Genomic DNA, 15,826 nt, shown 5'->3' with positions numbered 1-15,826 from the left:
TTCTCTGGGCGCCTTAATGGCGCCCTTGTTTTATGCGCCGTTCAGCGCGCGTGGGAACAACAGGCTGTTCTCCAGATTGATGTGTTCCATCAGGTCATCGATGAACTCGTCGATGCCGCCATACAGCGCCTGCCAAGTATTGCAGGCACCTTCTGGTGGCGTCACGTTGTTGGTGAGGAACTTCACCACTTCCAACTGTTCGCCCGCTTCGTCATGCTCATGTTCCATTACTGAGATCGGTCCAGCCGCTTGGCGTCCCATACCTTGCTTGATCATCGGGAACAGGATCTGTTCTTCTTTCATCATATGATTTTCCAGATCCAGCCGGATCAGGTTCAGCTGCTTCGCCAAGCCACGCGGACAGGTGGGTTTGTCGGCATGAACCCGTTCGACTTTTTCCGCCATGAGTACCAGTTCGGCTAACTGTTCGCGATGCCGCTGATGGAAGCGTGGCAGAATATAATCAATCACTTCACCGAGGGGCGCAGTATGCCAGTCATGACGTTGTTCTGGTGTGGAGGCGAGGGTGGCCAATTCGCTTTCCAGTTGCTCGATATCCAGCCCTTTACGCTCGGCAGCGCGTTGCAGTGTTTGTTTTCCACCACAGCAGAAATCTAAATCGTTCAGGCGAAACAGGCGTGATGCCCGGGGAATAGCGATGGCGAGAGCGCCGAGGGATTGGTTACGGTAATCCATAGGAGAGCCTCTTTAAATGAAAAAAATCATAACATGCATTTTAAATGCAATTTAAAGGGCGCGCCAGAGAGAAAAAGGGGTAGATGGCCGGAGGAAACGCAATTTCCCCTCCGGCCTGCTGCTTATTTGCTTCTTAAATCAATCTGATAAACTGCAAATCCGATGTTATCCGTACCTTCTGATTTCATTGGATACTGGGCATGGGTTTTGATAAACGCTGTGGCTTTTTCGCTTGGTGATGTTTCGAAGCGAATATCCAGTGGCTGCGGGCTGCTGAACGTCGCCAGACGCCAGTTATTATCTACCTGTGGCCGTACTGCACCCTGCTGCTTGGTTTCAGCGCTGATATAAGCGGCCAGTACCGAACGGTTCTCATCCGGTGAAGCGAAGGCAATATGCTGATCGCCTGTGCCGGCAAACTTACCGCCGTAGGCACGGTAATTATTGGTGGCAACCAGGAAGATGGCATTTGGATCAATAGGCTTGCCTTTGAACGTCAGACCTTTGATACGCTCCGCCTTATCGTTGATCAACTGGCATTCACCGTCGTAACGTGCAGGCTGGCTGACGTCGATCTGATAATTTACCCCGTCAATCACATCAAAGTTATAGGTGCGGAAACCATCCCAGTTGATCAGACCCTGTGGTTTGGTGCTGTTAATGTCAATCTGATTGAATTGCCCGGCGGAACATTCCAGCCATTCTTTCACCTCTTTGCCACTAGCTTTCACCACTACCAATGTATTGGGATAGAGGTAGAGATCCGAAGCGTTACGGAAGGTGAGCTGGCCTTTCTCCACTTCAACGAAGCTGGCCGGATCGTTTTTGCGTCCGCCAACTTTGAACGGCGCAGCGGCTGATAGAACTGGCAGGTCAGCCAGATCCGGATCGCCCTGAATATAATGCTCTACATAGGCTTTCTGCGCGTTATTCACGATTTGTACTGTTGGATCATCCTGAATCAGTGCCAGATAGCTGTACATGTTGTCATCTGCTTTGCCGACGGGCTTACTGACGAAATCACGTGTGCCTTTATGATCTTCGGCCAGTACTTTCACCAGATTGGCGTCTTCCGCGGCCAGTGACTTTTTGTTCTCTTTGTCGTAAATCGGCCGCGCTTGTGCTTTGGCCCCCGTGACTTTCCAGGCACCCCCGTCGTTATTCAGTTGCAAATCGACTACGCCGAGGTGATCACCCCATTGACCCGGCATCACCGCCGGTATGCCATTGAGCGTACCTTGTTCAATGTCTGCGCCTTTGATATTGGCAAAGTCCTTACTCGGGAACACCGCGTGAGCATGGCCGAACATGATGGCGTCAATACCTGGCACTTGGCTGAGGTAGTACACCGAGTTTTCCGCCATCGCTTTATAGGGTTCGCTGGACAAACCGGAGTGCGGAATCGCGACCACCAGATCGGCACCTTGTTTACGCATTTCTGGCACGTAACGTTTTGCGGTTTCTGTGATGTCGTTAACCGTAACTTTGCCCTGCAGGTTGGCTTTATCCCATACCAAAATTTGTGGCGGTACAAAGCCGATATAGCCAATTCGCAAAGTATGTTCTTTGCCATCACGGTCTTTTACCGGTGTATCGACGATAATGTAAGGTGTGAACAGGGGTTTCTGCGTTTTAGCGTCGATGACGTTAGCGTTGATATACGGGAATTTGGCTCCGGCAATGGCATTTTTCAGGTAGTCGAGCCCGTAGTTGAATTCATGGTTTCCGATGTTGCCAACCACATAGTTCAGGGTATTCATCGCTTTATACACTGGGTGTACATCACCGGGTTTCAAGCCTTTGGCCGCCATATAGTCGCCGAGCGGGCTGCCCTGAATAATGTCGCCGTTGTCGACCAGCACCGTATTAGCCGCTTGTTGGCGTGCCTGTTCAATCAGGCTGGCGGTACGGACCAGGCCGAATTTATCGGTTGGTTTATCCTTGTAGTAATCGAAGTCCATCATGTTGCTGTGCAGGTCGGTGGTTTCCAGCACGCGCAGATCGACCGTGGCCGCCTGCGCCGAGGCGCAAACCAGCACGGCAAGGGCAGACAATGTCAGCGAACGCTTCATCATTTTTGGCTTTCTCCATTCCATTTTTCGAGTTTTATCGCAGAGGGACATGTAATTAACATTGGTTGTCTCACCAAACTGTGAAGTGTGGCAGAAAATTGGCCGAGGTATCTGAGGAAATGTCACAGTTGTGACGGCAAAGACTTGAGTAATTACCGAAGGTTAAATCGTTATGATGGATATTCGACGCGAAAAAAACTAGGCTGCTAGCAATGAGAAAGGGGAAATGGCCCACGGAACCGTATACCCGTCATATTTGAAGCTGCTTCTTTGTTGGCAGCGCCTACTCACTGCGGTCACATAGTGGGCTATGCTCCCGGGGATTTGTAGAACTTGCCGCCGCGATGCAGCTCCAATTATTTAGGGTATTTATCTGAGGTGAATGATGTTAGAAAAAATTTGCCAACTGTCCCGCGAGGCGGGAGCCGCCATTATGGCGGTGTATAATGGTGAGCAACCACTTGATGTTGCACAGAAAAAAGATGATTCCCCGGTGACGGCGGCCGATCTGGCGGCGCACCACATTATCAAGCGTGGCCTGGCGGCGTTAACGCCGGATATCCCGCTGCTGTCGGAGGAAGACCCACCGGCGTGGTCTGAACGGCAGAGCTGGACGCGCTACTGGTTGGTCGATCCGTTGGACGGCACCAAGGAGTTCCTGAATCGCAACGGCGAGTTCACGGTAAATATCGCGCTGATTGAAGACGGGCAGGCGGTGATGGGCGTGGTTTACGCCCCGGCGATTGACGTGCTGTATTTGGCCGAACGTGGTAAAGCCTGGAAAGAAGAAAAAGGTCAGCGGCAGGCAATTGGCGTCAGCAATGCCCATCCACCACTGGTGGTGGTCAGCCGTTCGCACAGTGACGAAGAATTGAAAGATTACCTGAACCAGTTGGGTGAGCATCAGACGGTTTCTGTCGGATCCTCGTTAAAGTTTTGTCTGGTCGCAGAAGGCAAAGCGCAGCTCTACCCGCGGTTTGGACCAACTAATATCTGGGATACCGCTGCCGGTCATGCAGTCGCCGTAGCGGCCGGGGCACAGATCCACGATTGGCAGGGTAAACCTCTGCTCTACACGCCACGTGAATCGTTCCTTAACCCCGGCTTTCGGGTTTCGTTGTTCTAATTACTTTGCCAGAAGTTGGTGCAGTTGGGTCATGACCTGCTGCACTTCTTCCGGTGTCAGTGCGCCATCTTTGGCAAACTGGATCCTGCCTTGATTATCCAGCACAACAATGGCTGAGCCCTTCGGCTGCAAATCCCACGCTTTGCGTACGTTGCCGTTGCTGTCGACAATAAACTGCGACCACGGGAATTCTTTCTTGCTGTCTTCAATGCTGTTGCGCACAAACATCGCGGTGCCGAGCAGCGCATCGTCGGTATTCACAATTGTCGTCGTTTGGTAACGATCATGCGGTAGCTTAGCTTTCTTGATCGCTTCTATCAGTGGGTCGTTCATGTCTTTGGCGGAGCTGCGGCCAGCAATATGTTGTATGACTCGCACTTTCCCACTGAGCTGCGCGCTATTCCAGTTTTGATAGCTAAACTTATTATTAGCGTAATCCAACTCTCCCTTATCGCTGACGCCAACTGGCGCGACGCGTTGCTGGAGCTGGAAGTTGTGCGCGGAGGCGAAAAGGGGAGCAAACAGCAGGGATACAATGAGCATGTGGCTTTTTTTCATGCCTTCTCCTAAGGGGAAACGGTGCCGACAGCACCCGATAGCCTAAAGCATAGGCGGTGATCAGAGGTCTGTCCTGTTACCCGGATCGCAGTTTTTCCTTCTGGGGGCAAATGCCTGTATTTTGAAGGGATATACTGAAAAAGTTATATATTATCATATACAATTCTGTCAAAAAGTGTAAATCCAGTGCAGATCTCCAAGCGCAAATGAACGATATGGTCTTTACTGGGTCTACTACATGGCAATCACGTTGCGTTCTTACTTTAGAAGCTGCTGCCTTGGCGGCTCGCTGAGCGCATGGACAAACGGAGGAGAGTAATAGAATGAGAATCTTCCAGCGTTATAATCCGTTGAAAGTGGCAAAGTACGTAAAGACCTTGTTCCGTGGTCGGCTGTACATCAAAGATGTTGGTGCGTTTGAGTTCGATGAAGGAAAAATCCTGTTGCCAAAAATCCGCGACAGGCGCCATTTCAGTGTGATGTCAGAGGTAAACCGTCAGGTGTTACTGCTGCAATCCGAAATGGGGTGATTGGGCACAGAGCCCCAGTCAAAAAATACGGCCCCCAAGGGGCCGTTTATGTTTTTGCAGTAGGTGTCGTCAGACTGAAGGGGTTTCGTCCGGCGCTTTTGGCAGTGTTGCCGCCGGTTTATCGACCAATCGAGTGACCAGCAACTGGTCAATCTTGTAGCTGTCGATATCCACTACTTCAAACTTGTAGCCGGCATATTTGACGAAGTCGGTACGCTTAGGGATCTTGCGCAGCATATACATCATAAAGCCGCCAATGGTCTCGTAGTTACCTGCTTGCGGAAACTCGTCGATATCCAGCACACGCATCACGTCATCGATAGGCGTACCGCCTTCAATCAGCCATGAGTTCTCATCGCGTGCCACAATCTGCTCTTCCTGTCCCTGACCAACCAAATCGCCCATCAGCGTGGTCATTACGTCATTCAATGTGATGATGCCTACGACCAGCGCATATTCATTGAGAATGACCGCAAAGTCTTCACCTGCCGTTTTAAAGCTTTCCAATGCTTCAGACAGCGTCAGGGTATCTGGCACGATCAGCGCTGAGCGGATCTGTACGCCACTGCTCAGCACCAAACTTTGATTACCCAACACGCGGTTTAACAGGTCTTTGGAGTCAACGTAACCGACGACCTGATCGATATTGCCGTCACAGACCAGGAACTTGGAGTGCGGATGCGTTGAGACTTTTTCGATGATGCTTTCTTCGCTCTCGCGCAGATCAAAGTAAACCACGCTTTCGCGTGAGGTCATCGACGAAGGCACTGTGCGCGATTCCAGTTCGAAAACGTTTTCGATCAGTTCATGCTCTTGCTTACGCAGAACCCCAGCCAGTGCGCCGGCTTCCACCACCGCATAGATATCGTCTGAGGTGATGTCGTCTTTACGTACCATCGGCAGTTTGAACAGACGGAAAATCAGGTTTGCCATACCGTTGAAGAACCAAACCAGCGGTCGGAAAATCATGATCGAGAAACGCATCGGGTTGATGATCCGGACGGCGACCGTCTCTGGTGCAATCATACCGATGCGCTTCGGCGTCAAATCTGCGAACAGGATAAACAAGCTGGTCACCAGCACGAACGAGCAGATGAAGCTAACCTGCTCAGCCATCTCTGGGGATAAGAAACGGTCAAATAACACTTTAAAACTAGGAGAAAAGGCTGCATCACCGACGATACCACCAAGGATGGCCACGGCGTTCAGGCCAATTTGTACCACGGTAAAGAACAGCCCCGGGGTTTCCTGCAGTTTGAGGACTTTGGCGGCATTGACGTTACCTTCGTCAGCCATCAGTTTCAGTTTAATCTTGCGTGACGCGGCCAGAGATATTTCCGACAGTGAGAAAAACGCACTCACTGCGATCAGAAAAAGAATCAGTAAAATACTGTTTAACATAATCTATCCATACGTGCCGACGGGATGACGGCGCTCTTGAGGAAGGGTAGTACATTGTAAAAAAAGTAGTGATAACAACCAGAAAGGAGGCTATCAGGCCGCAGATGCGGCCCGCACAGTATAGCAGCAGCCCCACAGGAGCCGCCAGCGGTTAAAAAATTACCGCTGGCCAGTGGGTTAGCGTTGAGGGGGCAAGCAAACACCAATACCGCCCAAGCCACAGTACCCTTCTGGGTTCTTATACAGATATTGCTGATGGTCATCTTCGGCATAGTAAAATGGCAGCGCCGGAACGACCTCGGTGGTGATGACGCGTTTGTCACCCGCTTCGTTCATGGCTTGTTGGAAACGCTGTAGGCTGCTTTCGGCTTCGGCCTGCTGTTCTGGCGTTAGCGTATAAATTGCCGAGCGGTACTGAGTACCAACGTCGCCACCTTGGCGCATGCCCTGAGCCGGGTCGTGATTCTCCCAGAAGACGTGCAGCAACTGTTTATAACTGATGATCTTCGGGTCGAACACGACACGCACCACTTCGGTATGGCCGGTCTGGCCACTGCACACTTCACGGTAGGTTGGATTTGGCGTATAGCCGCCGCTGTAGCCTGCAGCAGTGCTGTATACCCCCTGCTGTTGCCAGAACAGGCGCTCCACCCCCCAGAAACATCCCATGGCGAAGATCGCCACCGCCATACCCTCTGGCACGTGAGTCATCGAATGATCGGTGACCACATTGAGTGTGGCAACCGGCATGGGAGTCGTGCGGCCAGGCAGTGCGTTCGCCTTGTCGACGGTTTGTGTTTTATCAAAAAATGGCACCACGGTTGACTCCTGTTGTCACAGTAAGAATTGGCCTAAGAGGCGGCAGTTCGGTTGTATCTAACCGCAACTTTGCCCACAATAAGCTACATATTCAGATTATGTATCAGATTAACGCAGTATTTAGAGCGCCAAAAGCGAAGAATGCGCCAGTTTACTGCGACAGTAAAACCGTAACATGCAGCGTCTGGAATAATGCTGAAAGGGTTGCCGTCTTGATAGCGCGGAGTATGCCCTGGTACCAGAGCGAGTGTTATTACAGGAAAGTAAAATAAATTAAGGAGAACGCGTGCCACGATACCGAGCCCTGTGCTTTTTGTGTGCGCTGCTCGCGACGCCTGCGGCGTATTCGGCGAATGTGCGGCTGCAGGTTGAAGGACTTAGCGGGGAACTGGAAAAAAACGTCCGGGTGCGTTTGTCATCCATCACGCCGGAAGAGGTCAGCACTGACGGCCGTTTCCGCGCACGTGTGGATGAAGCCGTCCGTCAGGGGCTACGAGCGCTTGGCTATTATCAGCCAACGATCGACTTTACCTTGGATGATCGCCCTGGGCTGTCGCGTCCGATACTGCACGCCAAGGTGAATCCAGGTGAACCCGTGCGGATTGCCGGTGCCAATATCGTGCTGGAAGGCGGCGCGAAAACCGATGATGACTACCTGGCACTGGTTAAAAAAGGCAGGCCAACGATAGGTGAGATCCTCAATCACGGCAAATACGACAGCTTTAAAGGGTCATTGACCGGCATGGCGCTTCGCAAGGGCTATTTCGATGCTGATATGACCAAAAGCCAGCTCGGCGTCGCAGAAGATCTGCATAAGGCCTATTGGGACATCGACTTCAATAGTGGGCAGCGTTATCGCTTTGGCCAAGTGAAGTTCAGCGGCTCGCAAATCCGTGAAGACTATCTGCAAAATCTGGTGCCCTTTCATCAGGGGGATTACTACAGCTCGGAGGATTTGGCCGAGCTGAACCGCCGTTTGTCCGCCACCAACTGGTTTAACTCGGTGGTCGTATCCCCTGATTTCCAAGATGCCAAAGAGAACAAGATTTTGCCGCTAGATGCGTTGGTGACACCACGCACCCGAAACACCATTGAAACCGGGGTGGGTTATTCCACTGACGTTGGCCCGCGTGTGAAGGGCACCTGGAAAAAACCGTGGCTCAACGATCGTGGCCACAGCCTGGAAACCAGCGCCAGCGTTTCGGCGCCAGAACAACAGCTCGATTTGACCTATAAAATCCCGTTGCTGAAGAATCCGCTTGAGCAGTACTACCTGCTGCAAGGAGGGTTCAAGAACGTTGATCTCAACGATACCAAATCTGTTACGTCAAAAGCCGTGGTTTCCCGTAACTGGGATTTGTCCAGTGGCTGGCAGCGGGCGTTAAACCTCACCTGGCGTCTTGACCACTTTACCCAAGGTACCGTGACCAATACCACTATGCTGCTGTATCCCGGTGTGAGTGTAAACCGGACCCGGTCCCGTGGTGGTTTGATGCCGACATGGGGCGACAGTCAACGTTATTCTATTGATGTATCTGACAGCACCTGGGGTTCTGATGTGGACTTCGCACTGATGCAGGCACAGAACGTCTGGATTCGTACGTTGGCCGACAAGCACCGTTTTGTTGCGCGTGGGCAGGTGGGGTGGATTGAAACCAACGACTTTGAAAGAGTCCCGCCAGACCTGCGATTCTTCGCCGGTGGGGACCGCAGTATCCGCGGCTATAAATATAAGGGCATTTCTCCTCGAGACGACGACGGCAAGTTGACCGGCGCCTCTAAAATGCTGACTGGCTCGCTGGAATATCAATACAACGTGACCGGAAAATGGTGGGGCGCAGTGTTTGTAGACTCCGGTGAAGCGGTGAACGATATCACTCAGAGTAATTTCAAAACCGGTGCTGGCTTTGGTGTGCGTTGGCAGTCACCGGTCGGCCCGGTGAAACTGGATATCGCTGCTCCGGTTGGTGATAAAGATACCCACGGGGTGCAGTTCTATATTGGTTTGGGGCCTGAACTATGAGCCTGATAAAAAAGATTTGTTTGGGTTTCCTGATTGTTCTGCTGCTGCTGATTGGCGGAATTGCGTTCTTATTGGGCACCACCAGTGGTTTGCATATGGTGATAAACGGTGCGGCACGCTGGGTGCCGGGACTGGATATCACCAGTGTCAGCGGTGGTTGGCGTGATCTGACGCTGAAAGGCGTGAAATATCAAATGCCGGGTGTCACCGTGAATGCCGGGCAGTTCCATTTATCACTCGATCTGGCCTGCTTTAAAAACAGTTCTTTGTGCGTCAATGCATTGACGGCACAGGACGTGGACGTCGTGGTGAAAACCAAAGAAATGACGCCATCCGCACCAGTCACAGAGACCAGCGAACCAACGACGAATCTGAGCACGCCATACCCGATTACTTTGCGCATGTTGGCGCTGAATAACGTTAAAGTCAGCGTAGACGACACGGCCATTTCGCTCGGCGAATTCCGTACCGGTGCACAGTGGCAGGAGCGTGCGTTGACACTGCTGCCCACCAAAATTAGCGGATTACTGATTGCACTGCCGAAAACGCCGCAAAACCCACTGCCGGAGGCTGTGCAGCCGGTGGTTGACGTAGCGAAAAAGGTAGAGGAAAAGGCCAATCAGGCAGCGAAGCCAGTACCACAGCCCGTAGAGAAGCCACTGGGCGAAACATTGAAAGAACTGTTCGCGAAACCGCTGCTGCCGGACCTGCCGGACATCCGCCTGCCGCTAGACATCACGGTCAAGGAGATCAGTGGTGAACAACTGCGGCTGACAGGGGACACCGACGTGCTGATCACAAGCTTGCTGTTGCAGGCCAGCACTCAAGATCAGCATATCAAGCTGGACAATTTCGATGTGAAATCCCCACAGGGCACGCTGTCGGCCCAGGGGCAGGCAACGCTGACCGGCAATTGGCCGGTGGAGATGGTAGCCAACAGTACGGTGAACATTGAACCGCTGAAAGGCGAAAAGATTAAACTGAACATTGGCGGCGGGCTGCGTGAAGAACTTAAGGTAGCGCTAAACCTGTCCGGTCCGGTCGGCGCGCAGCTTGATCTGCAAACCCAACTGGCCGAAGCCGGTTTGCCGCTGGCGTTGACGCTACAAAGTAAACAACTGAAATGGCCTCTGAGCGGTGAAGCTCAATATCAGATCAATGACTTCCGCCTGCGTTTCAATGGCAAGGCAACCGACTATGCGTTGTCGACTCGCGCCAATATCAAGGGCCAGGATCTGCCTCCAGCCGTATTGACGCTAGACGGTAAAGGCAACATAGAGCAATTTAAATTGGAACGCCTGCGTCTGGCAGCCTTGCAGGGTAATACCGATCTGACCGCGCTGGTGGATTGGAGCAAGGCCATCAGTTGGAATTCACAGCTGACGCTGAGCGGCATCAATACCGCCAAACAGTGGCCTGAGTGGCCGGCGAAGCTGGACGGCAAGATCACCACTCGCGGCAGTTTGCACGGTGGCAGTTGGCAATTGCAGGTCCCCGTGTTGCAACTCGACGGTAACGTGAAGCAGAACAAGGTCACAGCACGTGGCACGCTTAGTGGCAATGCCGCCGGCCAGTGGAAAATTCCGGGTATCGATCTGACCCTGGGACGCAACCAGCTGAACGTCAAAGGGCAACTGGACGAGAAGAGCTGGAATCTGGATGCGAACATTGACGCACCGCGCCTGGACGGTGCCTTGCCGGGACTGGGCGGTACGGCGAAAGGCCTGCTTAAACTACGTGGCAACCTGCAGGCGCCTCAGTTGCTGGCTGACCTGACCGCTTCTGGCCTGCAGTGGCAGGCATTACGCATCAACCGGGTGAAAATTGACGGCGACGTGCGTTCCAGTGACCAGATCCAGGGGCAACTGGCGGTACGTGTCGAACAGTTGAAGCAAGATGCACTGGACATCAACCTGCTTCAGCTTACTGCCAAAGGCAGTGAGAAACAGCATCAGTTACAACTGAAAATTGATGGGAAACCGGTATCCGGTCAACTGGCGTTGCAAGGTAGTTTTGACCGTCAGCAGCAACGCTGGCACGGCAATCTGAACAATACACGTTTCGATACGCCGGTGGGCGAATGGCGATTGACTCGCGCCATTGCGCTGGATTACCTGAATACTGCGCAGAAAATCAGTATTGGGCCGCACTGCTGGCAGAACCCGAATGCCGAACTGTGCGTGCCGAAAACTATCGAAGCTGGTCAGAGCGGCCAGGCAAGCGTCGTGTTGAACCGTTTTGATCTCGCAATGATTAAACCTTTCCTTGGCCCGGAGACGGCGCTGAGTGGGGTCTTCACCGGACGGGCAGACGTGAGCTGGAAGCCTGGTGGTGCACTGCCGGAGGCGAAGGTCTCGTTGGTGGGGAACGGGGTTAAAGTGGTACAGCAGGTACAGGGCAATGCGTTGCCGATTGCCTTTGACACGTTGAACCTCAATGCCGGTCTAACCCATGGCCGTGCGCAGGCCGATTGGTTGATCAAACTAAATAACAATGGCCAGTTTGACGGCAATATCCAGGTGGCTGATCCGCAGGTGCGCCGTAATATCAGCGGTAACGTCAATATCACTAACCTTTCACTGGCAATGATTAACCCTGCGCTGATGCAGGGGGAAAAAGCCGCAGGTATGCTGAATGCCAATCTGCGTCTGGGTGGCAGTGCACTGAAGCCTTTAGTGTATGGTCGGATGGCCTTGGATAAGGTGAAGGTGCAGGGGCACTGGATGCCGTTTGACATGACTGAAGGCCGGTTGGTGATGAATTTCGGCGGCATGACCTCAACGCTGGAAGGATTGGTTAGCACGACTCATGGTCAGCTTAATCTGTCCGGCGACGCTGATTGGCGTGATATCAACGCATGGCGTGCACGCATTGCCGCCAAGGGCGATAAATTACGGGTGACGGTGCCGCCGATGATCCGCATCGATGTTTCGCCGGATTTGATATTCGAAGCCACGCCGCAGCTGTTCTCACTCAATGGTTCGGTAGACATTCCGTGGGCGCGTATTACGGTACAAGATCTGCCGGAAAGCGCGGTCGGCGTCTCTTCCGATGAAGTGATGCTGGACGACCAGCTTAAACCGATACAGCCGAAAACGGCTTCGATCCCGATCAACAGCAACCTGATGATCCACGTTGGCAACGATGTGCGGTTGGATGCCTTTGGCCTCAAAGCGCGGCTGAAGGGGGATCTGAAAGTGGTGCAGGATAAGAACGGCCTGGGCCTGAACGGTCAGATTGACATCCCTTCCGGTCGCTTCCATGCTTATGGTCAGGATTTGATTGTCCGCAAGGGCCAGTTGATGTTCTCGGGGCCGCCGGACCAACCGTTGCTGAATCTTGAGGCGATCCGTAATCCGGACTCGACCGAAGATGACGTTACCGCCGGGGTTCGCGTCACCGGGTTGGCGGATGCGCCGAAGTTGGAAGTGTTCTCGGATCCGGCCAAATCTCAGCAGGAAGCGCTGTCTTATCTGTTGCGCGGGCAAGGATTGAGTAGCTCCGGCGCTGATGGCAACGCAATGACCTCAATGTTAATTGGGATGGGGGTTGCACAAAGTGGTCAACTTGTGGGTAAAATCGGCGAGGCATTTGGCGTAAGCAATTTGGCCCTGGATACTCAGGGGGTTGGCGACAGTTCCCAGGTTGTCGTCAGCGGTTATGTTCTCCCAGGCTTACAAGTAAAATATGGGGTGGGCATTTTCGACTCATTGGCCACACTGACGTTGCGTTACCGCCTGATGCCTAAATTGTATCTTGAAGCGGTGTCTGGTCTCGACCAGGCATTAGATTTGCTCTATCAGTTTGAGTTTTAGCGATGCGAATAATTGTCTACGGCAGTTTACGACGCAAACAGGGAAACAGCCATTGGATGACCAACGCCCAATGGTTAGGCGAGCATGAGCTCGAAGGCTATCAGATTTATAATCTGGGCCATTACCCGGCGGCGATCCCTGGAGAGGGCACGGTACATTGTGAGGTGTACCGCATCAACTCATCGATTTTGGCTGAGCTGGACGAACTGAAAAGCAACACCAAGGACTATAAGCGCGAGCTGATTCAGACGCCTTATGGAAGTGCGTGGATCTACCTGTATAAACACAGTGTGGACGGTTACCCGCGGATTAACAGCGGTGACTGGCTGAGGCGTCTCGACGAAAAGTAAAAAAAAAACACCGCTCACTGAGCGGTGTTTTTTTATCGGACGGCGGCTAAGAATTACTTCTTGGCAGCACGCTCGAAAGAGGCAACGATTTCAGCTTTGGCAGCGGCAGCGTCTGCCCAGCCTTCCACTTTCACCCATTTGCCTTTCTCCAGATCTTTGTAATGCTCGAAGAAATGAGAGATCTGTGCTTTCAGCAGTTCCGGCAGGTCGTTCACATCGTTGATGTGATCGTACTCTTTGCTCAGTTTGCTGTGCGGAACGGCAACCAGTTTCGCATCTTCACCGGCTTCGTCGGTCATCTTCAGTACGCCCACCGGACGGCAACGGATCACTGAGCCAGGCTGCAGCGGGTATGGCGTTGGCACCAGTACGTCAACCGGATCACCGTCCAGAGACAGGGTGTGGTTGATGTAACCGTAGTTGCACGGGTAGAACATCGCGGTGGACATGAAACGGTCAACAAACAGCGCGCCGGTGTCCTTGTCGATTTCATATTTGATCGGATCGGCATTGGCCGGGATTTCGATAACTACGTAGATGTCTTCTGGCAGGTCTTTGCCAGCAGGGACGTTAAGCAAGCTCATGTCGGTTTCCTTTAATCAAACCAGAAATGGAGTGGCGGCTATTATAGCGGACTCTTTTACGATTTCCTGCCCTTTTCATCAACGTGGTCCCGGCCCAGAGCCATCCATTGAATTTCCAGATTAATCCTCCGGCGATGTTAAGTTTTCACCGCGGTTGCCGATAACTTCATTAAATAATAATGAGTCGGCGAAGTCTGACTCTGCGTTTTACCTCCTCTACGTTAGATCTCACTATTTCTGAAGCCGGGAAGAACTCATGTTAAAAAAGATTACGGTCAAGGCAGGGCTGATTGCCTTGTTGAGCCTGATGACGCTGCTGCTGATTATGGTCAGCACCATCGGCGTCAACGCCATTAACGAAGGGTCGCGATCGTTGCACACCCTCAACCAGATTTTAGGCGAAGAACTGGGCTCGCTGGCCAGTAGCTCCAACCTGACGTTACGAGCCAGAACTGCTGCTTCGCTGGCAGTACGTCAGCGTGAAATCGGTCAGATTGAGGTATCCGACGCGACGGTTGGCCGTATTTATGACTACCTCGAACAGTCGAAACAGGAAATGGCGCGCTTTGTCCGTGTCGGCACCGTCACAGAACGCGGGCGTGAGCTGTCCACTCGCCTGCAAAATAGTTACCGCGCCTATCTGGAACAGGGTGTCAGACCGATGGCTGACGCCATCAAGGCCGGCAAAGTCGATGACTATTACGACATCCAGGAAACCAAAATCTCTGCCCTGAGTATCGCTTTTGAAAAAGACCTCAGCGATTTCCGCAGCTTTGCCATGAAGATTGGCCAGCAGCGGGTACATGAAGCGGAGAGCAACGCCAGTACCAAGATTACCCTGATTGTGATCGCCGGTCTGCTTAGTGTCTTGCTGGCGGTATTGGCCTGGTTTGCATTGAGGATGATTATCCTGCGCCCACTCGATGAATCTATTGCCCAACTGGAATATATCGCAGGTGGCGATCTGACTCACACCATCACTGGCGAAGGGAATACCGAAATGGGCCGTCTGGTGCGCGCAATGCAGCGTATGCAGCAGGCGCTGGCCAGTTCGGTTAGTAAAGTGCGTGACGCCAGCAGCCAGATTGACACCGGTTCACGCGAGTTGGCTGCCGGCAACCTGCATCTGGCCCAGCGCACTGAAGAATCGGCCGCCTCGCTGGAAGAGACGGCTGCCAGTATGGAGCAATTGACCTCGACGGTGAAAATGAATGCCGAAAACTGCGAACAGGCCAATCAACTGGCGTTGAGCGTATCCGGCATTGCCAATCAGGGCAGTGAGGTGGTGAGTCAGGTGATGAGCAAGATGCAGGCGATCACCGACAGTTCACGTCGCATCGCTGATATCATCAGTGTGATGGATGGTATCGCTTTCCAGACCAATATTTTGGCGCTGAATGCGGCTGTAGAGGCGGCACGTGCTGGCGAACAGGGCCGAGGTTTTGCGGTCGTGGCGGGTGAAGTTCGCAGTTTGGCCCAGCGCAGTGCGCAGTCAGCAAAAGAGATCAAAGGGCTGATTGAAGCGTCACAGAATCGCGTGCAGGAAGGCGAGCAGATGGCAGAGTCTGCGGCGAAAACCATGAATGGCATTACCGGCGAAGTCGGGCGTGTAACGGCGTTGATGCGGGAAATCTCTGCGGCTACGCGTGAACAAAGCAGTGGGATTGAGCAGGTAAACCTCGCGGTGGCTCAGATGGATCAGGTGGCGCAACAAAATGCGGCGTTAGTTGAAGAGTCAGCGGCGGCGACACGATCGCTGGAGGATCAGGCTCAGCAACTGGCGCAGAGTATGGCGGCGTTCAAATTATAATGTAGGGGTGCAGCATGCTGCACCCCTGGGGTCAATATGTAG

12 protein-coding genes are annotated in these 15,826 nt (G+C 52.9%); 6 read left to right on the top strand and 6 right to left on the bottom strand.

The genetic code is table 11. The annotated features are described in order from the left end of the window. Positions 1 to 30 precede the first annotated feature (30 nt). Positions 31 to 696 carry an iron-sulfur cluster repair protein YtfE gene (gene ytfE, locus SGR01S_RS11450; RefSeq protein ID WP_037423249.1) on the bottom strand — a complete coding sequence of 222 codons (666 nt, stop codon included), beginning with the start codon at positions 694 to 696 and terminating at the stop codon, positions 31 to 33. A 122-nt stretch (positions 697 to 818) separates the two neighbouring features. Next, positions 819 to 2,771 (bottom strand): bifunctional 2',3'-cyclic-nucleotide 2'-phosphodiesterase/3'-nucleotidase, encoded by a 1,953-nt coding sequence (locus SGR01S_RS11445; protein WP_061807507.1) that lies wholly within the window; start codon positions 2,769 to 2,771, stop codon positions 819 to 821. A 382-nt stretch (positions 2,772 to 3,153) separates the two neighbouring features. Between SGR01S_RS11445 and cysQ the strand changes: the two genes are divergently transcribed. Beyond that, positions 3,154 to 3,894, top strand: a complete 741-nt coding sequence (gene cysQ, locus SGR01S_RS11440) for a 3'(2'),5'-bisphosphate nucleotidase CysQ (protein ID WP_037423243.1) — start codon at positions 3,154 to 3,156, stop codon at positions 3,892 to 3,894. Here cysQ and SGR01S_RS11435 read toward each other — a convergent pair whose 3' ends face one another. After that, positions 3,895 to 4,452 carry a YtfJ family protein gene (locus SGR01S_RS11435; protein WP_037423240.1) on the bottom strand — a complete coding sequence of 186 codons (558 nt, stop codon included), beginning with the start codon at positions 4,450 to 4,452 and terminating at the stop codon, positions 3,895 to 3,897. A 323-nt stretch (positions 4,453 to 4,775) separates the two neighbouring features. On the opposite strand from SGR01S_RS11435, the gene SGR01S_RS11430 reads away from it, so the two are divergent. Next, entirely contained in the window at positions 4,776 to 4,982 is a 207-nt protein-coding gene (locus tag SGR01S_RS11430) for a DUF1107 domain-containing protein (RefSeq protein WP_037423237.1), read from the top strand. 69 nt (positions 4,983 to 5,051) lie between these two features. Here the strand turns inward: SGR01S_RS11430 and paeA are convergent, their stop codons facing one another. Together paeA and msrA are read right to left on the bottom strand one after the other, a co-directional pair. Beyond that, positions 5,052 to 6,383: a polyamine export protein PaeA gene (paeA, locus tag SGR01S_RS11425; RefSeq protein WP_037423234.1), complete on the bottom strand. Its 1,332-nt coding sequence runs from the start codon at positions 6,381 to 6,383 to the stop codon at positions 5,052 to 5,054. A 177-nt stretch (positions 6,384 to 6,560) separates the two neighbouring features. After that, on the bottom strand, positions 6,561 to 7,202 hold the full coding sequence (msrA, locus tag SGR01S_RS11420; protein WP_061807506.1) for a peptide-methionine (S)-S-oxide reductase MsrA: 642 nt from the start codon (positions 7,200 to 7,202) through the stop codon (positions 6,561 to 6,563). A gap of 286 nt (positions 7,203 to 7,488) precedes the next feature. Here msrA and tamA point away from each other — a divergent pair, with 286 nt between their 5' ends. The 3 genes from tamA to SGR01S_RS11405 are packed head-to-tail and all read left to right on the top strand — an operon-like array spanning position 7,489 to position 13,390. After that, a complete protein-coding gene (gene tamA / locus SGR01S_RS11415) occupies positions 7,489 to 9,225 on the top strand; it encodes an autotransporter assembly complex protein TamA (protein WP_061807505.1) in 1,737 nt (578 codons plus the stop codon). Further along, positions 9,222 to 13,040: an autotransporter assembly complex protein TamB gene (gene tamB / locus SGR01S_RS11410; protein ID WP_061807504.1), complete on the top strand. Its 3,819-nt coding sequence runs from the start codon at positions 9,222 to 9,224 to the stop codon at positions 13,038 to 13,040. Before tamA ends, tamB begins: the two co-directional genes overlap by 4 nt. A 2-nt stretch (positions 13,041 to 13,042) precedes the next feature. Continuing rightward, positions 13,043 to 13,390, top strand: a complete 348-nt coding sequence (locus SGR01S_RS11405) for a gamma-glutamylcyclotransferase family protein (protein WP_061807503.1) — start codon at positions 13,043 to 13,045, stop codon at positions 13,388 to 13,390. 53 nt (positions 13,391 to 13,443) lie between these two features. On the opposite strand, the gene ppa is transcribed toward SGR01S_RS11405, so the two are convergent. After that, positions 13,444 to 13,974, bottom strand: coding sequence for an inorganic diphosphatase (gene ppa, locus SGR01S_RS11400; protein WP_037423219.1), 531 nt, complete (start codon positions 13,972 to 13,974; stop codon positions 13,444 to 13,446). Positions 13,975 to 14,230: 256 nt separating this feature from the next. On the opposite strand from ppa, the gene SGR01S_RS11395 reads away from it, so the two are divergent. After that, the gene (locus SGR01S_RS11395) at positions 14,231 to 15,784 is read left to right on the top strand and encodes a methyl-accepting chemotaxis protein (protein ID WP_061807502.1); all 1,554 of its coding nucleotides are present in this window, start codon (positions 14,231 to 14,233) and stop codon (positions 15,782 to 15,784) included. The last annotated feature ends 42 nt before the right edge of the window (positions 15,785 to 15,826 follow it).

It is taken from the genome of Serratia grimesii NBRC 13537, assembly GCF_001590905.1.
Classification (GTDB): Bacteria; Pseudomonadota; Gammaproteobacteria; order Enterobacterales; family Enterobacteriaceae; genus Serratia; species Serratia grimesii.
The sequence above is the reverse complement of the archived record's forward strand: the minus strand, read 5'-3'. Positions and strand labels throughout refer to the sequence as shown.